Below are 23001 nucleotides of genomic sequence, written 5' to 3'. Positions count from 1 at the left end.
GGAAACAAACCTAATGAAAGGGAGGGAAGAGAATGAGTAGTCATTTTACGTTTGTTAAAGGCTATCAGGACGATAAAGTGTTGAGTGAAAGCTTTATCCAATTAGCAAAAGACACATTTGCCATTGATTTTACAAGATGGTTGGAAAAAGGATATTGGACGAGTAAATATATTCCATATTCATTTGTAGATGGAGATAAAGTCATTGCAAATGTTTCCGTTAATCTCATTGGTTTAATGGTGGATGGCAAGAAAAAACGGGGAATCCAAATTGGTACGGTCATGACCCACAAAGATTATCGAAACAACGGGCTTTCTCGAAAACTAATGGATCATATTTTAGACGAGTATGAGGGTTTGTATGATGTCATGTATTTATTTGCGAATCAAAGCGTGCTCGAGTTTTATCCTAAGTTTGGTTTCCATACTGTGGAAGAGACAATCTTTTATGTGGATGAGGAGATTCCTAAAACAGGGGACGGGCATGGAATTCGGAAACTTAATGGTGAGAACGATTTGGACTTGCAATTCATATACGAATTTGCGAAAGGTAGAAAGTCAACTTCAAACATATTTGGCACTACTGACACAGAGGAGTTGCTATTATTCTACTGTTTAAACGTCTTTTCGAACGAAATTTATTACCTTGAAAAAGAAGAAATCATCGCTATCTACCAGGTAACCGATTCAAAGGAGTTACATATTTACGACATTATAGCTAAAGAGGATGTAAGTATTCGTAGAGTGCTTGAAAAAATAGGTACTCATGAGGTTCAAAAAGTGATTTTTCATTTTACTGTAGTGGAGGATGACTTGCCTATTGAAAAGGAAGTTTATAAGGGAAACAACGAAGTGTTATTCGTGAAATTAGGTGACCATACTGAATTACCAAGATATTTTAAACACCCCCTGACATCACAAGCTTAAAGTCCAATGCGGTTAGGCTAAAGATGGAATTAACCGATTTTGGAAGCATAAATTGAATTTCATCAATTTTACAAAGACCAAACCCCACCAAAAAAGCCATGCTCCCAAAGGTTCATGGCTACTTTAAATTAATTATTAATATACTTTTCAAACACGTATCCATAATCTTTTACATTATATTTTTTACTTGTTTCCATAAGCCAGTTAAAAGCCGCTTCGTTTAGTTGGCTGAAGTCTTCTACTAAGTTCGTTTCTTTGCTAGCTACACGCCCAAGCGTGGTGGATGCAACATTTAAACTTTGCTGAGCGAAGTTTAACATGTACTCATTTTCTTTTGTAATTTCTGAGATTGCTAGTAATGCTTTATATAAATCTTTTATTTCTTCGATGTATTTCTTATGTACATCAATGGAATAAACCTCGTCACCCATTTTAAATTTGATTTCCACATCTAAATCAACTGTTCCTGCTGTTTCAAGCTCAACATTTCTAATTTTATTCGCGCTATATGAAAATCGGCGTAGAGTTCTTTTTTTACTAACTGCACTAGTACCGTCTACATGAATTAGAGCTTTATTCGTAAAGCAATACTCATCTGTCTTAGATTTAATAAGGAAGTATATTTTTTCTCCATCTTCATGCATGACATAATCGTCTGCATCGACTTTATCAAAATCCTGCGGCTGAATAACACTACCAATATCACTTAACCCTAATGCTTCTGAAGCAAGTTTCTTGAACATGCAATCATCTCCTTAAGATTGTTACTAACATTCAAAATTTTACCATATAATAGTATTCAAAGATATGTAGATTTATAGTCAATTATCGTGAAAAGAGGACAGCGGATTAGAGCTGTTACTGTTTGAATTTGTCATCCTAAAGAATGAGATTGACTCAACCTAATATAGGTGGCTTCAAGTGAAGGCTGACTGATAAAATAGGGTTATAGATTGAAATACTTAAGGAAGTGAATGAAGATGGCCACACCAGGAAGAATCTATTTGGCCGCATTACTGAATGCTACCATTGTTGGACTATCTCTGTTATTTACAAAAATTGCATTAGAGGCGACAAGCCCCATTGATACACTCGGTTATCGATTTTTTGTAGCTTGGTTATGTCTAACGTTGTATATGGCATTTTTTAAGACAAAGAAAATGAAAATCAACCTTAGAGAGAAGAAACAAATACTCTCATTAGGTATTCTTGCCTTGTTTTATCCGACTCTCTTTTTCAGCTTTCAGGCTTTAGGGCTCAACTATACCACTTCAGCAGAGGGTGGGATTATTCTTGCATTTTCACCAGCATTAACTGCTTTATTTGCATCCTTATTTTTAAAAGAAAAAATTAACTGGATCCAATATTTGTTTATCTTTTTATCAATATTCGGGGTCGTTTACATTTTTGTCATGAGCGGTGTTTCGATCTCTTTATCTCCGGAGCATTGGATGGGAATCATATTTTTATTTATATCATGTGTTTCCATTGCAGGGTATGCTGTGTTAGCAAGGTATCTATCTGTTAGCTTTACACCATTTCAGTTATCATACGTGATGGTGACTTTCGGTGTTATCTTTTTTAATATTGCTGCACTGATACAAATAGAAGGAAATGTAGTAGAGTATATGGCACTTGTTGCTCAACTCGACTTTTTAGGCGCAGTCGTGTTTCTCGGAATCTTCGCGACGATGCTAACATCGTTCTTATCTAACTATGCTTTATCAAAATTATCTGCTTCTAAAATGAGTATCTTTTCAAATTTATCGACAGTCATTTCGATTTTTGCTGGTGCTGTCTTCTTAGGAGAATCGATTTATCTTTTTCATATTATTGGCTCGGTGATGATCATTATTGGTGTCCTTGGTACGAACTTTTATAAAGGGCGGGGGGCACGTCTTGGTAAAAAAATATTTTCGTAAATGGGAGGAGTCCCTATGTTTGTTAGGGACTCGGAGGTGGTGAGTTCGCTTATTTCCAAACTTTATCCAGCTTATCAGAATAAAAAGAAATCGCCCGCTCGTAATTCAAGATGTTTTCATCAGAAGTCGTCTCAATTAAGCAGTTAAGCAATAACTCCATGGCTTGATTATGCTCTTTTAAGTTATATAAGGTCATTGAAAAAAACACTTGGAGCGCCTTGTTATCTGGAAACACCTGAATACCTTTTGAAAAAGTTTCTTTCGATTTTTGGTATTCCCCGAGTGTTCGATAGGTGCTACCTAAACCTAAGTATGCTCCCTCTAAATCTTTCCCGGAAAGTCCGAGATTAATTGCTTTAACATAGTAAGGTACTGCATTCGACTCTTCCCCTAATGCATCATAACTCCACGCACATTGATAATTAATAACGGCGTCATCAGGGTATTTCTTAACTAGATTCAGCAGTAACTGATTGGACTCCTTTAAATTTCCACTATTTCTTAATTCAATAGCTTTTTCTAATTCTTCCATGAGCAAGAACCTCCATCATTATAAGAGTTGACTATATTCTTTAATGAGCCTGTAAATAGCGACGGCAACCCCCAATAAGCTAGCCTTCATCTTAGCTGAATGATACTTCTTATGTCTTAAAAGGTAAAGGATGACCACTGTGAAACCTAATGGAAACCATAACTCAAAATCACCGTTTTCCGTTGAGCGAGAATATAGTGGGGCAATGTATGTACTTATTAAGAAGTATAGAAAAATAGTATACTTACGATCTTCTAACTCTTTACTCCATTTGTACAAAAAATAAAAAATAGAAATCGCGATGAGCGAAAAAATAAACGGAGGGAAATGGATGGTTGTATGGCCAAACTCTAGTTCCATTTGGATTGCTCCTTTTTGAGTTGGGATAACTTTACAATAGCAGAAATTGTGGGGTTTGGTAATTGGGGGGGGGGGATTTTTTGATGTGAGGTTGGCTGGGGGGAGTTTGGGAGAAGGTTTGAGCTGCAAAAGGAGTGGGTAGGGTCTTGAACTCGGTTCAAGTTTTGACAGGAGCAAATAGAAAAAGTGTGGGTTTGTAAGAAGCTGGCTTACCTTCTGACAGGAGAAGCTCCAAAAAGTGTGGTAGAGTTAGAAGCTGGTTCTCCTTATGACAGGGGGAAGCTCCAAAAAGTGTGGTAGAGTCAGAAGTCAGTTCACCTTCTGACAGGAGGAGCTTCAAAGAGTGAGATAGAGTCAGAAGTCGGTTCACCTACTGACAGGAGGAGCTCCAAAAAGTGAGGTAGAGTCAGAAGTCGGTTCACCTTCTGACAGGAGGAGCTATAAAAAGTGTGGTAGAGTCAGAAGTCGGTGCACCTTCTGACAGGAGAAGCTCCAAAAAGTGAGGTAGAGTCAGAAGTCGGTGCACCTTCTGACAGGAGGAGCTCCCAAAAGTGAGATAGAGTCAGAAGTCGGTGCACCTTCTGACAGGAGGAGGTTCAAAAAGTGAGATAGAGTCAGAAGTCGGTGCACCTTCTGACAGGAGAAGCTCCAAAAAGTGAGGTAGAGTCAGAAGTCGGTGCACCTTCTGACAGGAGGAGGTTCAAAAAGTGAGGTAGAGTCAGAAGTCGGTTCACCTTTTGACAGGAGGAGCTTTCAAAAGTGAGATAGAGTCAGAAGTCGGTTCACCTTCTGACAGGAGCAACTATAAAAAGTGTGGTAGAGTCAGAAGTCAGTACACCTTCTGACAGAAGCAGCCTCAAAAAGTGAGGTAGAGTCAGAAGTCGGTTCGCCTTCTGACAGGAGAAGCTCCAAAAAGTGTGGTAGAGTCAGAAGTCGGTGCACCTTCTGACAGGAGAAGCTCCAAAAAGTGAGGTAGAGTCAGAAGTCGGTTCACCTTCTGACAGGAGGAGCTTCAAAAAGTGAGATAGAGTCAGAAGTCGGTTCACCTTCTGACAGGAGGAGCTTCAAAAAGTGAGGTAGAGTCAGAAGTCGGTTCACCTTTTGACAGGAGGAGCTTTCAAAAGTGAGATAGAGTCAGAAGTCGGTGCACCTTCTGACAGGAGGAGCTCCAAAAAGTGAGGTAGAGTCAGAAGTCAGTTCACCTTCTGACAGGAGAGGCTCCAAAAAGAGTGGTAGAGTCAGAAGTCAGTTCACCTTCTGATAGGAGGAGCTCCAAAAAGTGAGGTAGAGTCAGAAGTCGGTGCACCTTCTGACAGGAGGAGCTCCCAAAAGTGAGATAGAGTCAGAAGTCAGTTCACCTTCTGACAGCAGCAACTACAAAAAGAGTGGTAGAGTCAGAAGTCAGTTCACCTTCTGACAGCAGCAACTACAAAAAGAGAGGTAGAGTCAGAAGTCAGTTCACCTTCTGACAGCAGCAGCCTCAAAAAGAGAGGTAGAGTCAGAAGTCGGTGCACCTTCTGACAGGAGGAGCTCCAAAAAGTGAGGTAGAGTCAGAAGTCGGTTCACCTTCTGACAGCAGCAACTACAAAAAGAGTGGTAGAGTCAGAAGTCAGTGCACCTTCTGACAGCAGCAGCCTCAAAAAGTGAGGTAGAGTCAGAAGTCAGTGCACCTTCTGACAGCAGCAGCCTCAAAAAGTGAGGTAGAGTCAGAAGTCAGTTCACCTTCTGACAGGAGAAACTACAAAAGCTGTGTTAGAGTCAGAAGTCAGATCACCTTCTGACAGAAGCAGCCTCAAAAAGTGAGTTAGAGTCAGAAGTCAATACACCATCTGACAGGAGCAACTCCAATTCGCCAGAGCAACCTCAGACACATCCACCTCTGTTTTATAAAATATATCTAAATATAATGAGTATCACTAGTGCTTCCTTGTACCTTAAAATACTTCTTAAGCACTCGGGCAATTGTTCTTTTATGAAGCTCTACCTGACACCATTCATAGATGTTCCGCGTAGTAATCTTCCTCTCAGGAAATAAAAGCTTAAACTCCTCTATGCTTCGTAAAATAGCTAATTCAATTTTTTCCTGAGCCCCACATTGACCACAAACAAAGTTCTTATATTTGATGTTCAACGTAAAGCTGTTGCAACCGTTACAGTATATCCCTTTTTGTAACTGGTCGTATGTGTATTTTGGTTGTAGTGAGAATGGATTCTTGGTTTGATGGAGGGAGAGTAGGGTTTGAGCTAGCCTCTTGTGGGAATCGTTTAGCTTGGAAGTAGTTTTGTTTAGCTTTTTCAAAAATCGCTCTAGTTGGGAGGGAAATATGATGGGGCTTTCCTTTGGGGTTTGATATAAGGTGAATTCCGGATTTATAAAGATAACGTAGGCCTCGACAAGATAATTTAGCTTTTGGGTATGGAGCAGTTGGTGAAAAAGAGTGGTACTTCTCTTTAATTGATCAACAGGGTTTTTGATTTCCTTAGAGGTAGATAGCGTATAGAGCCTATTAGAATCAAAGTAATAGTCACCTTGAAAATTTTTTATATCGATAAGGTAGACCACTCCTTGTGAAATGATGATTGAGTCGATCTGGAAATAAGAGTTATTTACCTCAAGTAGCAGGTCATTGATAATATACTTTTCTTCTTCAAGACTTTTTAGTAAAAGGTCAAAGTCAGCTTCGCCTCTATAGCCTTTCTCAAGATTCATATAGTGCTGCCTTTCCTTGTCAGGTAAGTTCAACCGCTTGTTTAACTGCCTCCAAACCAATAATTCTTCTGATTCAATTCTTTCTTTTAGTATCATAAGCCACATCCTTTCTATTCTCTAAGCCTATTCTATATAAAAGTTACAAAATATTGTCAAAAGAGATATGAATGTTCTGTTAACATTTGGAATATGGCTCGATAAATAGTGCGACGCGGATACAATATTGTTCTGGGCAGAACGAACAAAACAAAAAAGGCCCGAAGCTTGATAACCTCCATAAGCCCGGACCTTTTATAATCCTTCTACAATATAACTTCAAGCAGAGGCTGCATAACCTGAACAGCCGATGCAGAATCGCCGATTGAATCCGAAATAACCAATAGTGCAACTCCCACAAAGATAATTAGGATACTTACCACTTTTGTGACGTTTAGTGGTTGCTTTTCGATTCCTAAGAAACCGAAGTGGTCAGCAATTGCGGATGCAATGATTTGTCCTAATACGACTAAAACGAAAGCATTTAGTGCGCCAATTTCTGAGATGGAGAGAGTCATGACGGTTACGATGGTGGTACCTACTAGACCGGACACCACAATCCACTTCCAACCTTTATTTAGTGCTCCCTTTATTCCAAGAGAAGGTCGTTTAATTAAAATGAAGATTAATGCTGGTAGTGCCTGTGCAATTGAAAAGAAAGCAAGCATGGCAGGAAGTCCAATTACATTCGATCCAGAGCTATTGATAACTCCTTGAATGCTGATCATGATACCACCTACTAATGCGAATAGTAAGTATAGGAAATACACACGTAAACACTCCTTTTTTAACAAAAATTTCGTTGTTCTAGAATTAGTTCGACAAGCTGGATCTACCAAGCTCTAACTAAAGTTTAAGAAATCTTTTGTGATGTTGTTTTAATTAGTTGGTTTGGATCGACGTTAGGAGTTTTGACCTTTTGGTTTGTCGAACCTCCTTTTAGTAGTAAAACTACTCCCCCTAAAATAATGAAAATACTTAGTAATTTTAGAAGGTTCATTGGTTTTACTTCGATCCCCATAAATCCAAAATGGTCAGCAACAGCTGAAGCAATGATTTGTCCTAACACGACTAATACAAAGGATGTAAGTGCACCAATTTTTGAAATAGATAGAGTGACGACGGTTACAATTGTGGCACCAATTAAACCGGAAGCGACAAACCATCCCCATCCCTCCGTAAATGCGACTACAAGTCCTAATGATGGCTGTTTTATTAAAAGAAATATGAATGCTGGAATAGCTTGGATGATGGAAAAGAATGCGAGCATGGTGGGAAGACCAATCGCTTTTGCCCCCGAACTATTGATAACCCCATGAATTCCAATTGCTAAACCCGCAGTAAGAGCGAATAACAAAAACATCGTATACATATGCAAAAACCTCCCTGTAGATATACCCCAAATAAACTTAACTTTGTGTTCCACTATAGAAATTCTTTTTAAAAAGTAAACCCTTACAACATATCGCACTTAAATCTTAATGAAAAAGAGAGTATAACTATACATATTTTTTTTCCGTTGGAAGAGGAAACTAGTTATAAGTGATGTCGATAAAATAACCATTTCCTTTGCATAACGGAAATTCATTTTCTTTAAAATAAAGCCTTTTCATTTTAAGATGATGGTATAAGTTACTAGATTTTAACGTATAGCGTTCTTTTACTTAGGCTGTTTTCGCATAGATTGTTGCTATTTGTATATGGTCTCCAACACGGATTCTATGCTACTTCGTGGCATCTTTTCTTCCTAAAATAAAGAAAACCGCACCCTAATCCGTTTAAGAACAGTCTAAAGTCCTTAAATAGCAACAAAGTTTACGAAAAGAGCCTTAACTTATAAACATCGGAGGTTATTGATTATGACGAAAACTAGTTTCCCGGAAAACTTTCTTTGGGGTGGAGCAGTAGCAGCTCACCAGCTTGAAGGTGGTTGGAATAAAGGTGGCAAGGGTCCGAGCATTGTAGATGTGTTAACAGCAGGTGGACATGGGACTTTGCGTAGAATTACAGATGGTGTTGTTGAAGGAGAAAACTATCCAAATCATGAAGCCATCGATTTCTATTCTCGTTACAAAGAAGATATTGCTATGTTTGGCGAAATGGGTTTTAAGTGCTTTCGTACAAGCATTGCGTGGACGAGAATCTTCCCTAAAGGAGATGAACTAGAGCCAAACGAGGAAGGCCTTCAATTTTACGATGATATGTTTGATGAGCTATTAAAGCATGGAATTGAACCTGTTATCACATTGAGTCACTTCGAAATGCCTTATCATCTTGTAAAAGAATATGGTGGCTGGATGAATCGAAAAGTGGTTGATTTCTTTGTCCGTTACGGGGTTACAGTAATGGAACGATATAAGAACAAGGTTAAATACTGGATGACGTTTAATGAAATTAATAACCAGACAAATACGTCTAGTGATATCTTTGGATGGACATGTTCAGGAGTGAGATTCTCAAAGTTTGAAAATAAAGAGCAAGCATTATATCAAGTTGCGCATCATGAACTAGTAGCAAGTGCACTTGTTGTAAAAAAAGGAAAAGAAATTAACCCTAATTTCCAAATTGGTTGTATGGTGTCATTTGTTCCATTTTATCCATATTCTTGTGATCCGGATGATATTATGATTGCAGCAGAATCGATGCATGATCGATTCTTTTTCCCTGACGTCCATGTAAGAGGCTATTATCCAAACTACGCACTTAAGGCTTGGGAGCGTAAAGGGATTAAAATAGACATGCAACCCGGAGACGAGAAGATTCTAGCAGAAGGAAAAGTTGACTATATTGGATTCAGTTACTACATGTCAAATGCAGTTAAAGCGGACGCTAAAACAGACACAAGCGAATCAATGGACGGAGGATCACAATACTCTGTCAAGAATCCGTATGTAAAAGCAAGTGATTGGGGATGGCAAATCGATCCTGTTGGCTTAAGATACTCTCTCGTTACATTATTTGAAAGATACGAGCTACCGCTTTTTATCGTTGAAAACGGTTTTGGTGCGGTGGATGTAGTAGAGGAAGATGGAAGCATCAATGATGACTATCGAATCGACTACCTAGCATCTCACATTAAAGAGATGAAAAAAGCAGTCGAAATCGATGGGGTTGATCTAATGGGTTACACAGCATGGGGCTGTATTGACCTAGTATCATTCACCACTGGAGAAATGAAAAAGCGTTACGGTTTTATCCATGTTGATAAAAACAACGATGGCTCTGGAACACTGAATAGAAGTAAGAAGAAATCGTTTGATTGGTATAGAAATGTGATTGCAACAAACGGTGAAGAGCTTTAAGTAATGAAAAAGATGATTCCTCCATCAGGGATCATCTTTTTCATTCGTTTATAAAGATTTCTTAGCCAATACGAATAGGATGGAAAGGATAATTCCACCTACCAGCCCATAAAGAACACCAATGAACAACGTTGCCAGGAAAGTTACCATAAAAATAACTGTATCTGTTTGCGGGTGTTTCATTAAGTACTTGGCTCTTTTTACATCAACCAAACCAATGACAGAAACGATAATGATGGCTGCAAGTGCTGACTTTGGTAAAAAATAGAACAATGGGGTAAAAAAAAGTAACGTAATTAAGATGATTAAAACAGTAATAATGGATGAAAGATTTGTTTTTGCTCCAGATTGATAATTTACTGCTGTTCTAGAAAAAGCACCTGCTACAGGTATAGCCCCCACAAATGAACTGGCTATATTAGCTAGTCCAATTCCTCTTAGTTCTTGATTGGCTTGAAGTGAATCTCCATTTTTATCTGCCAATGCTTTTGCAACTGCGTAGGATTCAAGGAACGAGATAACGGCAATTCCAAAGGCAATTGGAAGTAGCAACATGATTGTATCCATATGAATGGAGGGAATCGTTAACTCTGGTAGTCCTCCCGGAATCGTTCCTACAATCGAAACATCCTTTCGATATAAATCTGTCCACGCAACAATAAATGTACCAAGCACGACAACGATGAATGATCCAGGTAAAATGGGTTTGAACTTTTTTACTACAATTAAAAGAATCATACTGGCGATCCCAATCAACAAGGTGTAGGGATTAACTTGAGATAGTTTCAAAGATAAATCTGTGAAAAAACTAACTACTTCCTTATAGGGAGTTAATTTAACCCCGAATAGATGTTTAAGTTGATTAAAAGCAATAATTAATGCAACCGCAGATGTAAATCCACTGATTAACGCAGATGGAATGAAGTCTACTATCTTTCCAAAGTGAATGCAGCCCAAGGCGAACTGAATACCTCCAACCACAACTCCTAGAAGTACAACTAGTCCCAAAAATTGAGACGACTCAGGCTCGACTATAGAAGAAATACCAGAAAATGCAAGAAGTCCTACAATTGACACAGGACCAACCGAGAGAAATCTAGAAGATCCAAATAGAACATATACCAAAAGCGGTAAAGTTGCAGCGTAAAGTCCATATATAGGAGGTGCACCAGCGATAATGGAGTATGCGATGCATTGTGGAATAAATAGAATGGCAACCGTAATTCCAGCTGTAATATCCCCAGATAGAAAAGAGCGCTGATAGTTGAGTAAAAACCTTAATCCTGGCATAAGCTTATAGATCAATAAGAACCCCCCTATGAACATCCTCTATACTTTGTATATTTAAATTATTGGATTATATGACTCTTGTTTATTACAACAAGGCTATGAGGAAAAGTAGGGGATTTTATTTTGAAAATTAAAAGCGGTTAGATATTAGTAGGTGCACAAAATCAAAAAAAGAACAAGGTACCAATTTGTGGTGGAGGACTCTGTTCTTTTTCTATAGAGATATAGTTTGATTAATAAGGCATTCCAATCAATTTATAGTATTGCAAAATGAATAGAAAGATAAAACTAGCAAAAAGAAGAATAGGGGTTGTTACTTTAGATAAAGTAGTAAGCCTACCTTTTTTCCAATAAACGGCCCAAGTACCGAGAAGAAGTAGGGACAGAAGAAAAGCCACAACCGGAAGAATGAAACTAATCTTCAATAAAACAGGTACTGAGTACGTTAATACCCATAAATTACTGATGCTTGTTAGTACATAAGCGAAACCAACAACAAACCATACATGCAGAGATGCGATTCCTAATGATAGGATATCAATTAGTGTTAGTTTTGTACCCTTACGAATAAATCTAGATAAGACGCATTTCGCTAATAGAACAACGGAAAAAATCAGAAATAAACTTAAGAGTATGATCAGAATATATATATTGTCAGTGGAAACATGGTACCAAGGAGCTTTATCAAAAAACGCACCTTCATAGACGATATTCTTAATTTCTCCATTTTCATGTTCTTCAAAATAAATATACTCTTCTTTACTATTTTTAAATAAGTTGTTTTCAACATATGTGAACTCAGCGGGGGCGTTACCCAACGAAACCAGGAGCTTATCATCTTTGACCGCTACATCCACAGTCGGCAATAACAATAATTGAAACTTTGTAAATTCTTCTCTTGCGTGTCTGTTTAACAAATATGAACCTTCAAATTTTGAAAAGTCTTCACTAGCATTTTCTGCATTTATTGCTTTGGTTGTTTCTGTTGAAATCGGATAGAACGTATCGTAAAAATCTTGGAGAATGTTCATTTCGGCATTTGTTCCAACATGGACATAATAGAATCCAATATCATCTTGCGGACTAAAGGCCATATAACTATGCGATTCTGCCATATCTCCAGCATGTTCTAAAAAGCGATGTTCTCCAACTAGCTTTTCGTGAAAGGTGTAGGCATATCCTTCAACTTTTTCATGAGGGGCAAATTGAGTTTCATACATAACCTTCTCGTCGGTGTTAAAAAATACATTTGCACTATTTCTAGCCTCATTTTTGTGAGCAATTAGAAATTTAGTCATGTCATCTACCGTTGCCATGACATCTGCTGCCGGAAAGACATTCTCTCCATAAAGGGGAAGTTTTACGAACGATTCATTCTTATACGAGTACTCTTGAGCAATATTTGGAACATCATCTACTTTTACAAGACTATTGTTCATCCCAACTTTATTAAAGATATGTTCTTCTACGAACGTTTCATAAGGCAATCCGGACACGAGTTCTACTATATAAGCAGCTAGGGAAATCCCATAATTACTATATTGAATAGCCATACCAGGTTCACGAACCATCGAGGGCATTTCTTCTTTTAGATAAACGGAAAGGTCCAGCACATCCTTATAACTTTCTTCTGAAAACCCGTTTAAATCTTCGTCAAATCCACCTGTATGGGTTAATAGATGATGAAGCGTGATTGGTTTATTAAAAGCGGTTGGAACCTCAAATTCAGTTAAATATTCATTAATGTCTTTATGCAAATCTAGTTTTCCTTGATCGACAAGCATCATAGCAGCTGTTCCAACAAAAAGTTTGCTAATAGAACCAATTCTAAATTTTGTTTCCTCAACGGTTGCTGGAGTCTTTTCTTCTAAATTTTCATAACCAAATGCATGACTGTAAATAACTTCATCACCTTTTACAAAAGCGAAGCCAGCGCTAGTCATATTTAATTGCTTCAGCCGCTCTTTGGAAAAATGTTTTTCAACGAAACTCTCGATATTCTCTTCTGTAAATCTATCAGGTTCTGCTGCAGAAGTTGGTTTCACAAAGGCCAAAAACTGCGTAAAGAACAATATGCTTAAAACTAATTTCTTAAACATTTCATATCCTCCTAAAGGTTCCTTCTGCTTATATCTTAGAAGGTTTAAGTCATACTGGAGTAGTGAAGGTGGTCATTACTTCTGATTACTTTCAATCATGTATCATCTTGCTTGACATGAAACGGGTTTCATACATTATAGTTTTAGTGGATAGCTAACTAAGAATGCAGGATTTTTTTGGTTTGAAACATAGTTAAAGCTAAGGGTGAGGATCTATGACAAATATTAAAGATTTAGCAAAAATAGCTAGGGTATCTGTCACGACGGTTTCTCGTGTGCTAAATAATCATCCTTATGTCAGCGAAGAAAAAAGAATGGCTGTTTTAAAAGCAATTAAAGATACAAACTATAATAAAAATATCAATGCTGTCCATCTTAGTAAGGGGAAAACCCTTATGATTGGTGTCGTTCTTCCTTATTCGGATCACCCTTATTTCTCTCTACTGTTAAAGGGGATTGCGAATGAAGCATTGAAAAACAATTACAAGTTGGTTTTATTCCAGACAGATTACCTGGAACAAAGAGAAATGGAAGCCTTAGAAATGTTAAAACAAAAGCAGATTGATTCAGTCATTATTTGCTCAAGAGCTTCCGATTGGAAGACAATAGAGGAGCACCTATCGTTTGGAAAAATCGTTGTCTGCGAAAATATGACTGAAAGGCACGTCTCTTCAACCTACGTTGACCATTACAAAACCTTTCTAGAGGCATTGGAGTTCTTATTTTCAAAAGGATATGAAAAAATTGGATATTGCATTGGCAGAAAAACGGGATCAAATAGCCTTGCTAGAGAATGTGCATATAGGGATTTCATGAATAAACATAACTTATCCTACACTGCGGAATATATTATCGATGACTGCCTCTATTTTGAGGATGGTGAAAAAGTAATGAAAAAAATTAGAGGAATGGTAGAACCACCTGAAGCATTATTAGTTACTAGTGATCAAGTAGCTGCTGGAATTGTTACCTATTGTCACAACAACCATATAGCTATTCCGGATGAACTGGCCATCATCGGTTTTGATAATGAGCCAATTGCTAAACTGATGAATATCACAACGATCCATATTCCTCTCGAAGATATGGGGAAAAGCCTTTTCCTGCAAGCTGTGAGTAAGGAAAGAACAAATAACGAAGTAATGATCAAACTAATAGAAAGAGGAACAGCTTAACATAAACGATTAAGCTAAATTTCAGCATTAAACATCAAATAAGAAAGTTGGAACCATCATGACGAATCGAAGTGTAATCTTTTTTGATATCGACGGAACTTTACTAAATCACGATAAAGAATTACCAAACTCAACAAAGGATGCTGTGTTTAAATTAAAGGAGCTAGGTCATGAGGTAGCCATAGCTACTGGAAGAGCCCCCTTTATGTTTGAACAACTAAGGAAAGAGCTAGAGATTGATACATACATTAGCTATAACGGTCAGTATGTTGTGCTGAATGGAAGCGAGTTATACACGAACCCATTAAATATTCATTCACTTGAGAAATTAACCGCCGAGGCCCTTGAAAATGATCATCCGGTTGTTTTTATGGATCATGAGGATATGCGAGCTAATGTGCAAGAACATGAATATATTACAGAAAGTATTGGTACGTTGAAGATTGACATGTTTCCTTCCATTGATCCGCATTATTATAAAGGTCGGGATTTGTATCAGACCCTTTTATTTTGTACGGAAGGGGAGGAGAGACAATATGCGCAACAATATGATGCTTTTGATTTTATAAGATGGCATCCAGTTGCAGTCGATGTCCTTCCAAAAGGAGGGTCCAAAGCCAAAGGGATTCAGAAAGTGGTAGAAAAACTAGGTTTTTCTGAAGACAGTATTTTTGCTTTTGGAGATGGGCTTAATGACAGGGAGATGCTCCAAACAGTGAAGAATAGTGTGGCAATGGGGAATGCAGAGGAAGAGATTAAAGAGGTTGCGAAATATATTACAAAATCAGTGGATGAAGACGGCATTCTCCATGGTCTTAAAATGGTGGGATTGTTGTAACTCTTAACTATGGGTAAAAAGCGCCGCAGCATGAGCTTTATATGGTTTAAAACAAAAGGGGTGCTAGTTAAAATTAGCATCCCTTCATTTATCGACATATCCATCTTTATAAGTATGAGCTAGGATCCGATTGATACTATGATAAAAAGCAAATAATTTAATTGCCACACTTTCCTAAGAGGTATTTATGACTTTCGAGAAATCAAAACATACAATTGCTGCTTTTATAGAAGTGGAAAATTTCAAGACTAATTGATAATGCAATGTTATTGTAAATTTGAATCTACGGCTGAAACTTTGTTCTTATCCATTACGTATATAAAGAAAAAGATGGATGTAAGGGGGAGTAATGTGCTTGCTACGGGGATTTTTCTAACGGCTTTTGGTGTTCTATTAATCATAAAACCTTCACTGCTTTGGTTACTGACAGAAAGCTGGAAATCAGCTGACGGAACGGAACCATCTAACCTCTATATATGGTCAACACGCTTTGGTGGAGTGATGTTTATGCTGGTGGGAATAAGTACGGTTGTTGTAACTTTTTTTTAATAACTTTCATTAATGAAAAAAATCCGTTCTCCTTAAACGAGAACGGATTTAATTACAAGGGAATCAATTATAGTCCTTAATTCTTCAATGTTAATAGGTTTAGTCAAATAAGCCAGACAGCCTTCTAGTAAAGCTTTTTTGATGGTCGATTCTAGAGCATCTGCACTAACTACTACCACAGGAATATCTTTAGTGACCGGGTTAAACTTTAACATCCTTAATATTTATATCTGGTAGACTTAAGTCCAATAAAATGAGATCTGGGCAAAAGTCAAATGCTTCCCTAATTCCAGTTTCACCAGTCAGTGCACAACGTAAATCAATATTTGTGATTATATTAAACATGGAAGTCATGACATCAATATTATCGTGATTGTCTTCAATATATAGCACTTTTATCGGAGAATTGAGGAAAGATACCTTTTTATTAGGGTTTTCTAGAATTTCTTTAGCGTTAAGGTCTGAATGTTCTACTCTTTTAAAGGAAACCCAAAAGGTCGATCCAACACCTTCTTGAGAACTTACTCCGTAATTCCCGCCCATTCTTTTAGTTAACTGTGCGACAATTGCTAATCCTAAACCAGTCCCTTTCGTACTACTTTTAGAGCGATAGAAAGGTTCAAAAATTAATTCTTGCTCATTATTGCTAATTCCGACACCCGTGTCTTCTATATTTATCTTTATATCTTCATTTGATTCAGTGTAATTACAATAAACTTTAATTTTTCCGTTTAGAGTATTATATTTGATTGCATTATTTAAAAGGTTCATTATGATTTGTTTAAAGCGCAATGGATCTACTTCAATATAGACATGATTTTCAATACCCTCTAATTGAATACTAATATTTGTATGGTTTAGTTCTAAAATGGAGCTAATACAATTTTCTAGAAAGGGTTTTAAGTGAACTTTTTCTTTTTCGATGTTTACTTCCCCATTGGTCATAACATTAAAGTCCAATATCTGCTCAATGAGCTTTAATAAATCTTCAGATGCTTGAAAAATTTTATTAATTTTCTTTTGGAGTTCCTGGTCATACTCATCCATTAGGATGATTTGTGAGTATCCTTGAATCGTATTCAGTGGAGTTCGCAAATCATGACTCATTTGAGATAAAAATAAGTTCTTTGCATCATTTGCTTTTTCTGCATTTACTTTTGCAAGCTGGAGATAATTCTCACGATCTTTTTGACGAGCAGTATCAATCAATAATTTTTCATTTTTCTCCTTTAACAAAGAATTTTCAATTTCTAGTCTTTTCAATCTTTCTCTTTCTAAATGTGAAATATCCTTCAAGTATCTTTTATTATAAAAAGGAGAATAAACAATTTGATTATCGACCATGACATATTCATGAATTTTTAGTAATTCATTCTGGATAAAAGAAGGGGTAGTCAAAGCGTTATAGGTACAGACAGATATTAAGTTTTTACCACTAATAAATTTATCACATTCGCTTTCATAGATTCGTAATTCGGATATTTCCGAAGGATGAAACAATACTTCGCCCCAGGTTCGGGTGGGCATATTTTTATCTATAAGTGGTTTAAGTGACTTCATAAGTTGATTTAGAGAATATTCTGCTTTAAATTCTCTCTGTGATTTATATACGTCAATATTACTTAACGTAATGATGGATCTTAGATCTTCCTTAGAATAACCTTTATTTAATAGTTTATTGAAAATAGTTCCGAAAAATTCTTTACTTTCTGCAAGAATAATTTTTTCACCTCGGTCTAACCCTTCTGAAATAAACGTAAGTGCATTTTCAACATACTGTTCATATTCGTTATACATGTACACGATATGGGCATTATTTAGACCTGACAATGCCTTATATAGATGCTGCTTCATTCCTGATGTATTATTCTCAAGTCCATTCATTAGCTTCGAACTCCTCCAAACAATTCTTTTGTGTAAAAAAACTCTAAATATCCTATTAAGGGAAATTTAGAGCAGAAAGAGTCTTATGAAATTGATTCCAGTAGGTCATTTACTCTCAGTTTAGAAACATGTGCGTAATGAGGGTAGTTTCTAAAATGAGCAAAATATGAATCTCCCTCTAGAGTAATGTGAGAGATATAATCTAGATTTACGATAAATGACCGATGTGAGCGAAAGAATTGATCAGCTAGTTTCTCAGAGATGCTTTCTAGCGATTCGTTTGTTTCGTAAGTTTGGTCTATAGTGTGAATAATCGTTTTTCGATTGGCCTTTTCTATACATATAATGCTAGATAAATGAATAAAATAAGAAACCCTGTCCATCTTAATTGTTAATATACTTCTTTTGATGTAAGAACTTAATATCAGCTTTTTAACTTTTTCTAAAGCGACATATAGACGTTCTTTCTTTATTGGCTTTACCACATAGTCGATGGCATTTAAATCAAATGCATCTACCGCATATTCAGGGTAGGCTGTCGTGAAAATAACTCTCAACTCAGGTTGTATTTTGATACATGCTGAGATAGCATCAATTCCATTTAATTTAGGCATGTTAATATCAGCAATAATTAAATGGGGCTTCTTATTGGCAACTAACTCTACTAAATTTTCACCATTTTCAGCCACACCAATTACTTCAAAATCTTTAAGAGGATGAATAAATCGAATCATAATTTCTTGAGCATCCAAGTTATCCTCAGCTATGATTAGCTTTATTTTCGGACCCAAGTCAAATACCCCCGTTTTCAAAGAACTTTAAAAAGAGAAGGATTAGACATTTTTCATAAATGCAAGTTGGATATATTGTTAACATTGTATCATTAATACTCAATTCGTTCATTTGAAAACGGAATGTAACAATAAGTTTCAAAAATGGTAATTTTATGTAATTTATATATCGTTGTTAATCTTATCCATTCTTTGCTCTTTTATTATTCTTTTAATTGATTTTCTACGCTTAATTTCCTCTTCTAGCATTTTAATAAAGTCTTCATCCAGGTCTAAATACATGGCAGTATTGTATGCCTTTAATAACCTTGTATCACTTAGTTTGAGCATCATAAAAGCCTCCTTTGTGGTACATTTCTGAATTATATTCCCAATTTCGATGTTTAGAAACACCTCGGATGCTTCTATACAACCATTAGGAATCAAGAAAACATGGATGTCGACTTAGGTTTTTATGATTTCAGATAACTAAAACGGCATTCTAGCTTTTTGTTACATTTTTTGATCATATCCAACATTTTCTGCAAGTGGTTCATAAGTATTAGCAAAAACGAAATCAATCGAAGTGGCAAATCAATGATTGTAATAATGTAAAAAGGACTTGAGCAAAATAGGAGATCATTAACTTTGAAGATAAAGATGGTAAGGTGATAGGAGATGAAAGGGGGAAGGGCAAATACAATTTAGGGGGAGCACAGGGGGGGAAAATCGTCCTTCAAGAATTAGATTAGCTTGCGGTGGGCTATAATCGAACTAATATATGTCTTATCATTAAGGCGATATGCAAAAAAAATTATAAAGTTCTATACAGGTATACTGATAAAAAATGTCATAAACAACTTATTTATAATATAGCTCAGCTAAATAAGGAAAAATGCTTAATAACTAATTTGATACTAACATTCGAAAATAAGATATCTACACTAGAAAAAGCCGTGTACCCGTCGAAAATACGGATACACAGCTTTTCTTTTATTTATCGAAATCAATTTCAATGACTTTTTTATCCACATTACTCATTTTGTCAACAGTTGCCGTTAGTGTAATAGGACCAGTTGTTTTTGAAAATTCTCTTTTGAAGGATAGTTGGTCTTGATTTGTACGGATACCGTTAGATTCCGGAGTAAATCTTTCTCCTTTACTATCTTCAAGCATTAAGAATGTATTCTGTAAGCCAAGACTTCCTTTAATATCATAATAAACTATGGTTTTATCCTCTAACTGTTCGAAGTTGGTGATGACTAACTCCCCATTATGAGGATAGGATATCGTGTAAGGGAATTCTGTGTTGGTTAATGGAATTTTTATTTCTTCCGTATTGGAAGCTTCATACACTTCACCGTGATTATTGAATATCTCAACCGTTAATCCCTTCGGAGCGTTCTCACGTCCCTCAAGAATAATCGTATCTTTAAAGTTAATCATGCCATTTCCTTGATCAATGACCGTGCTGCCTGATCCTCCTTCAAATGGAATCATATTGCCGCTTTCATCAAAAAAGGCAAAGTGATAGTGTAGCATTGCGTCTTTTGGAACGGTCCGATCAATAATAATCTGTGAGCTTGCTGGTGTAAATTCTGCCTTTTCAAAAACGAAAGTAGCATCCTCCCATTGGGTTGTCACCATTGGGGAATAGGTGACGGTTGCAGCATTTGCGTCTTTATTGGTAACGGGTAGTTTAAAGTTCCAAGAGCCATTTACTCCACTAATCTCATAAACATTTAATTGAAGAGTAGGGTCCTTAGATAGCTTTGTTTTTAGGCCTACTTTCATATCAATGATTCCATTTGCTACGCCATTTTCAGCGATTTGTTCAAAATCGGCTCCAAACGTAAAGCGTTCACCATCTAGCTTTGCTTCAAAGTGAAGGGGAACACTCTTTGATTTTTCAAAAGTTTTTAATTGAACTTTATCGGTATTAACCGTATATCCAATGATTAAACGACCGCCACCATAATACGCTTCATTTATGGTGAATGACACTCCATTGTTCGTGATGGTTTCATTGAACTTTGATGCTAACCCTTTTTCTTCAACTATTTGGATGGTAGGGTCCGATGATCCACCAAAAATAGAACCTAATAAAGGAACCTCTTTTAACACATTTGCCATTGCTGGTGAAACGAAGCCTGAACCAACCACACCAATGGTTATCGCAGCAGCAGTACTCACTATCACTTTAGCGACTTTTTTATTCTTTCTCTTATTTGTTATTTCAGAAGGGGAGCGTAGAACGGGTAGGTTGTCTAATGTATGGTCAACTCCTTTTGTGAAAAATTCTGGAACTACCTCTTCTTGTTTTCCCCACGATTTCAGTTGTTCTTCAACTTTTTTACTCATATATCATCTTCCCTTCTTCATAATCGGAATCTAATAAGTTATAAAGCTTTGTTCTTGCCCTATTTAGCCGAGACTTAACCGTACCTTCGGCAATATCTAAAACCGTCCCAATTTCTTTGACAGATAGATCTTCATAATAATAGAGAGTAATGATGGTTCTAAGGTCCGTATCTAATAATTCAATCGCTGCTTGTAAATCAATGATAGAATCACGTTGTTCCACAACGGACGGCTCATGGATGCCCTCCATTTTGATGATTTTTGTTTGATTTTTTCGGAGTTTATTGCATTCATTGATTAGAATTCGAGTAATCCATGTTTTAAAGAACTTTGGTTCTCTTAATTGATGGATAGAAGTATAGGCAATCAATATCGTTTCTTGTACAGCATCTAAGCATTCTGAATCTGTTAAGAGGATTGCTTTTGAGACTTTATATAAGGATGATTCCATCTCTTTTATTAATTGTACAAAAGCTTCTTTGTTTCCCTGTTGTGCCCGTAACACCAGTGCTTCTGCATTCATGTACGCCACCTCCTTTTGGTTTTTCAATTATTAGAGAGGATTTATGATTAATCGGTTCACGTGAATTTTATTTTTTTACTATGTATGTAATTTTTGTCATATCTATCATATCGTTTTCAAGGTGCTTTTTGTAAAAAAGAGGGAGATCCAATAGGATTAGATAGAGGAATTTCATAAGGGAGAATATAAATATAATAAAAAATGGCTAAGAGAACATTCTTCTCAGCCATAATTTAAGACATTATCTATTCATTGCTAAAGGTCCAGTAAAGATTTAAAAGAAAATTAATAAGTGGGATAACGAGAACTGTAATTAGTTCCCCTAGAAAATAGTGAAAAGATAGGACGGATACGATTAGATACATAATTCCGACGTTTAATGCAAAGCCAAGAGCAGCGACCGTTGAAAACTTTACAAATTGCGAATGTGAGTACACCCCACCAAAGGTGTATCTTTTGTTTAAAAGGTAGGAGAAAATCGTCATAACGATAAACGAGATTGCCGAACTTGGCACTGGTTTTATAGATACTATTTCAACGCATATGAACATGGACAGAAAATATATAGTAGTACAAATGACTCCAACCATACTGTATCTTAGGAACTTATTTACCAAAGTTAACTGCATAATCATGCCTCTCATTTATCATTTACTTGGAATAGATAGTTATATTCAACAGTCGTTAAACTAGATAGTAAGCGAATTAGAGTGGTTTTTCCACATTTTTATAAGGGAGTGGCTAAAAAATAATGTTCTACCTCGTGCGTTACAAATTCTTCCTGAAGACCACTTCATATGGTATTATATCCAAGTAATCTCATGTAGTAGAAAAACATAATAGAATTAAGGGGAAGTGTCAACTTTGTCTGGAGAACTAGTAGAAATCGGCCAAAATCGTGGTGAACTACAAGCCGATTGTGTAAATTGTTTTGGTCTTTGTTGTGTAGCGTTACCATATGCAAAGTCAGCTGATTTTGCTTTTAATAAAGATAGTGGATCACCTTGCAAAAATCTACAGTCTGATTACCGCTGTAGCATCCACTCAAACTTAAGAGAAAATGGCTTTCGGGGTTGTACAGTTTATGAGTGTTTTGGGGCAGGTCAGAAGATATCCCAGGTCACGTATAAAGGGAAGGATTGGCGAAAGAACCCTGATATAGCGAATGAAATGTTTAATGTCTTTCCAATCATGCAGCAGCTTCACGAGATGCTTTGTTATCTTACTGAGGCACTTAAGATGGAGGATGCTCGTGCCATTCACAATGATTTGGTAAAAGCATTGGAAAAAACAGAACAGCTAACTCAACTAAGTCCACAGTCTCTCTTAGAGCTTGATGTACCAAGCCACCGGTTCATAGTAAGTGATTTGCTCCTACAAACAAGTGAACTGGTTAGATCGAAGGTTAAAAAAGATAATCAACCTAAGAAAATGAGAGTTAGCGATCTAGTTGGTGCGAAATTAAGGAGAGCGAATCTTAAAGGTAGTAATTTTAGAGGAGCATTCCTGATTGCTGCTGACTTACGGGAAGCAGACCTAAGAACATCTGATTTTATTGGAGCAGACTTGAGAGATGCGGATTTAAGTGGAGCAAATTTAAGCGGAAGTTTCTTTCTTACACAAGCTCAAATCAATTCAGCCAATGGAAACAGTCATACCATACTGCCATCATCAATAAAAGTGCCTGCTCATTGGCTATAACAACCTGTGTACCGCATATATAC

Annotated in this window: 21 protein-coding genes; 7 read left to right on the top strand and 14 right to left on the bottom strand. The window is 36.6% G+C overall.

The window, feature by feature from the left end; genetic code table 11:
• The first annotated feature begins 32 nt into the window (after nt 1-32).
• Complete coding sequence (locus ACFYKX_RS05040; RefSeq protein ID WP_389358656.1) at nt 33-926, top strand: GNAT family N-acetyltransferase; 894 nt, start codon at nt 33-35, stop codon at nt 924-926.
• Nucleotides 927-1054: 128 nt separating this feature from the next.
• Here ACFYKX_RS05040 and ACFYKX_RS05035 read toward each other — a convergent pair whose 3' ends face one another.
• Entirely contained in the window at nt 1055-1669 is a 615-nt protein-coding gene (locus ACFYKX_RS05035) for a PH domain-containing protein (RefSeq protein WP_389358654.1), read from the bottom strand.
• A 237-nt stretch (nt 1670-1906) separates the two neighbouring features.
• Between ACFYKX_RS05035 and ACFYKX_RS05030 the strand changes: the two genes are divergently transcribed.
• Nucleotides 1907-2848 (top strand): DMT family transporter, encoded by a 942-nt coding sequence (locus ACFYKX_RS05030; protein WP_389358652.1) that lies wholly within the window; start codon nt 1907-1909, stop codon nt 2846-2848.
• A gap of 49 nt (nt 2849-2897) precedes the next feature.
• On the opposite strand, the gene ACFYKX_RS05025 is transcribed toward ACFYKX_RS05030, so the two are convergent.
• The 5 genes from ACFYKX_RS05025 to ACFYKX_RS05005 form a co-directional block, all read right to left on the bottom strand.
• Complete coding sequence (locus tag ACFYKX_RS05025) at nt 2898-3380, bottom strand: tetratricopeptide repeat protein (RefSeq protein WP_389358650.1); 483 nt, start codon at nt 3378-3380, stop codon at nt 2898-2900.
• A gap of 18 nt (nt 3381-3398) precedes the next feature.
• A complete protein-coding gene (locus tag ACFYKX_RS05020) occupies nt 3399-3740 on the bottom strand; it encodes a hypothetical protein (RefSeq protein ID WP_389358648.1) in 342 nt (113 codons plus the stop codon).
• A gap of 1897 nt (nt 3741-5637) precedes the next feature.
• Nucleotides 5638-6546: a nuclease-related domain-containing protein gene (locus ACFYKX_RS05015; RefSeq protein ID WP_389358646.1), complete on the bottom strand. Its 909-nt coding sequence runs from the start codon at nt 6544-6546 to the stop codon at nt 5638-5640.
• A gap of 206 nt (nt 6547-6752) precedes the next feature.
• A complete protein-coding gene (locus ACFYKX_RS05010; RefSeq protein ID WP_389358644.1) occupies nt 6753-7256 on the bottom strand; it encodes a DMT family transporter in 504 nt (167 codons plus the stop codon).
• Nucleotides 7257-7339: 83 nt separating this feature from the next.
• A complete protein-coding gene (locus ACFYKX_RS05005; RefSeq protein ID WP_389358643.1) occupies nt 7340-7858 on the bottom strand; it encodes a DMT family transporter in 519 nt (172 codons plus the stop codon).
• A gap of 487 nt (nt 7859-8345) precedes the next feature.
• Between ACFYKX_RS05005 and ACFYKX_RS05000 the strand changes: the two genes are divergently transcribed.
• Nucleotides 8346-9788, top strand: coding sequence for a 6-phospho-beta-glucosidase (locus tag ACFYKX_RS05000; protein ID WP_389358641.1), 1443 nt, complete (start codon nt 8346-8348; stop codon nt 9786-9788).
• A gap of 48 nt (nt 9789-9836) precedes the next feature.
• On the opposite strand, the gene ACFYKX_RS04995 is transcribed toward ACFYKX_RS05000, so the two are convergent.
• Together ACFYKX_RS04995 and ACFYKX_RS04990 are read right to left on the bottom strand one after the other, a co-directional pair.
• Nucleotides 9837-11093: a SulP family inorganic anion transporter gene (locus tag ACFYKX_RS04995; protein ID WP_389358639.1), complete on the bottom strand. Its 1257-nt coding sequence runs from the start codon at nt 11091-11093 to the stop codon at nt 9837-9839.
• Between the two features lie 218 nt (nt 11094-11311).
• Nucleotides 11312-13177: a serine hydrolase domain-containing protein gene (locus ACFYKX_RS04990; RefSeq protein WP_389358637.1), complete on the bottom strand. Its 1866-nt coding sequence runs from the start codon at nt 13175-13177 to the stop codon at nt 11312-11314.
• 215 nt (nt 13178-13392) lie between these two features.
• Between ACFYKX_RS04990 and ACFYKX_RS04985 the strand changes: the two genes are divergently transcribed.
• The 3 genes from ACFYKX_RS04985 (at nt 13393) to ACFYKX_RS04975 (ending at nt 15739) form a co-directional block, all read left to right on the top strand.
• The gene (locus tag ACFYKX_RS04985) at nt 13393-14352 is read left to right on the top strand and encodes a LacI family DNA-binding transcriptional regulator (RefSeq protein ID WP_389358635.1); all 960 of its coding nucleotides are present in this window, start codon (nt 13393-13395) and stop codon (nt 14350-14352) included.
• Nucleotides 14353-14410: 58 nt separating this feature from the next.
• Entirely contained in the window at nt 14411-15190 is a 780-nt protein-coding gene (locus ACFYKX_RS04980) for a Cof-type HAD-IIB family hydrolase (RefSeq protein ID WP_389358633.1), read from the top strand.
• 351 nt (nt 15191-15541) lie between these two features.
• Nucleotides 15542-15739, top strand: a complete 198-nt coding sequence (locus ACFYKX_RS04975; RefSeq protein ID WP_389358631.1) for a DUF6199 family natural product biosynthesis protein — start codon at nt 15542-15544, stop codon at nt 15737-15739.
• A gap of 201 nt (nt 15740-15940) precedes the next feature.
• Here ACFYKX_RS04975 and ACFYKX_RS04970 read toward each other — a convergent pair whose 3' ends face one another.
• The 6 genes from ACFYKX_RS04970 to ACFYKX_RS04945 all read right to left on the bottom strand — a co-directional run bounded on the left by ACFYKX_RS04970 (nt 15941) and on the right by ACFYKX_RS04945 (nt 21906).
• Complete coding sequence (locus tag ACFYKX_RS04970) at nt 15941-17623, bottom strand: ATP-binding protein (protein WP_389358629.1); 1683 nt, start codon at nt 17621-17623, stop codon at nt 15941-15943.
• A gap of 83 nt (nt 17624-17706) precedes the next feature.
• Complete coding sequence (locus ACFYKX_RS04965) at nt 17707-18414, bottom strand: LytR/AlgR family response regulator transcription factor (RefSeq protein WP_389358627.1); 708 nt, start codon at nt 18412-18414, stop codon at nt 17707-17709.
• Nucleotides 18415-18576: 162 nt separating this feature from the next.
• The gene (gene sda / locus ACFYKX_RS04960) at nt 18577-18747 is read right to left on the bottom strand and encodes a sporulation histidine kinase inhibitor Sda (protein ID WP_389358625.1); all 171 of its coding nucleotides are present in this window, start codon (nt 18745-18747) and stop codon (nt 18577-18579) included.
• A 639-nt stretch (nt 18748-19386) separates the two neighbouring features.
• A complete protein-coding gene (locus ACFYKX_RS04955) occupies nt 19387-20754 on the bottom strand; it encodes a DUF4179 domain-containing protein (RefSeq protein ID WP_389358623.1) in 1368 nt (455 codons plus the stop codon).
• The gene (locus ACFYKX_RS04950; RefSeq protein ID WP_389358621.1) at nt 20747-21277 is read right to left on the bottom strand and encodes an RNA polymerase sigma factor; all 531 of its coding nucleotides are present in this window, start codon (nt 21275-21277) and stop codon (nt 20747-20749) included. Before ACFYKX_RS04950 ends, ACFYKX_RS04955 begins: the two co-directional genes overlap by 8 nt.
• Before the next feature lie 245 nt (nt 21278-21522).
• Nucleotides 21523-21906, bottom strand: a complete 384-nt coding sequence (locus ACFYKX_RS04945; protein ID WP_389358619.1) for a GtrA family protein — start codon at nt 21904-21906, stop codon at nt 21523-21525.
• Nucleotides 21907-22141: 235 nt separating this feature from the next.
• On the opposite strand from ACFYKX_RS04945, the gene ACFYKX_RS04940 reads away from it, so the two are divergent.
• Nucleotides 22142-22978 (top strand): pentapeptide repeat-containing protein, encoded by an 837-nt coding sequence (locus ACFYKX_RS04940; protein WP_389358617.1) that lies wholly within the window; start codon nt 22142-22144, stop codon nt 22976-22978.
• Nucleotides 22979-23001 lie beyond the last annotated feature (23 nt).

The sequence above is a fragment of the Cytobacillus spartinae genome (assembly GCF_042865285.1).
Lineage (GTDB): Bacteria > Bacillota > Bacilli > Bacillales > Cytobacillaceae > Robertmurraya_A > Robertmurraya_A spartinae.
This window is presented reverse-complemented; position numbering and strand designations above follow the sequence as displayed.

Excerpts from the sequence above, each read along its gene's own strand:
- ACFYKX_RS05035 (WP_389358654.1), bottom strand. The coding sequence starts at position 1,669 with ATGTTCAAGAAACTTGCTTCAGAAGCATTAGGGTTAAGTGATATTGGT.
- ACFYKX_RS04990 (WP_389358637.1), bottom strand. The coding sequence starts at position 13,177 with ATGTTTAAGAAATTAGTTTTAAGCATATTGTTCTTTACGCAGTTTTTG.
- ACFYKX_RS05025 (WP_389358650.1), bottom strand. The coding sequence starts at position 3,380 with ATGGAAGAATTAGAAAAAGCTATTGAATTAAGAAATAGTGGAAATTTA.
- ACFYKX_RS04955 (WP_389358623.1), bottom strand. The coding sequence starts at position 20,754 with ATGAGTAAAAAAGTTGAAGAACAACTGAAATCGTGGGGAAAACAAGAA.
- ACFYKX_RS05030 (WP_389358652.1), top strand. The coding sequence starts at position 1,907 with ATGGCCACACCAGGAAGAATCTATTTGGCCGCATTACTGAATGCTACC.
- ACFYKX_RS05015 (WP_389358646.1), bottom strand. The coding sequence starts at position 6,546 with ATGATACTAAAAGAAAGAATTGAATCAGAAGAATTATTGGTTTGGAGG.
- ACFYKX_RS05005 (WP_389358643.1), bottom strand. The coding sequence starts at position 7,858 with ATGTATACGATGTTTTTGTTATTCGCTCTTACTGCGGGTTTAGCAATT.
- ACFYKX_RS04970 (WP_389358629.1), bottom strand. The coding sequence starts at position 17,623 with ATGAATGGACTTGAGAATAATACATCAGGAATGAAGCAGCATCTATAT.
- ACFYKX_RS04985 (WP_389358635.1), top strand. The coding sequence starts at position 13,393 with ATGACAAATATTAAAGATTTAGCAAAAATAGCTAGGGTATCTGTCACG.
- ACFYKX_RS04945 (WP_389358619.1), bottom strand. The coding sequence starts at position 21,906 with ATGCAGTTAACTTTGGTAAATAAGTTCCTAAGATACAGTATGGTTGGA.
- ACFYKX_RS05020 (WP_389358648.1), bottom strand. The coding sequence starts at position 3,740 with ATGGAACTAGAGTTTGGCCATACAACCATCCATTTCCCTCCGTTTATT.
- ACFYKX_RS05000 (WP_389358641.1), top strand. The coding sequence starts at position 8,346 with ATGACGAAAACTAGTTTCCCGGAAAACTTTCTTTGGGGTGGAGCAGTA.
- sda (WP_389358625.1), bottom strand. The coding sequence starts at position 18,747 with ATGATGCTCAAACTAAGTGATACAAGGTTATTAAAGGCATACAATACT.
- ACFYKX_RS05040 (WP_389358656.1), top strand. The coding sequence starts at position 33 with ATGAGTAGTCATTTTACGTTTGTTAAAGGCTATCAGGACGATAAAGTG.
- ACFYKX_RS04950 (WP_389358621.1), bottom strand. The coding sequence starts at position 21,277 with ATGAATGCAGAAGCACTGGTGTTACGGGCACAACAGGGAAACAAAGAA.
- ACFYKX_RS04980 (WP_389358633.1), top strand. The coding sequence starts at position 14,411 with ATGACGAATCGAAGTGTAATCTTTTTTGATATCGACGGAACTTTACTA.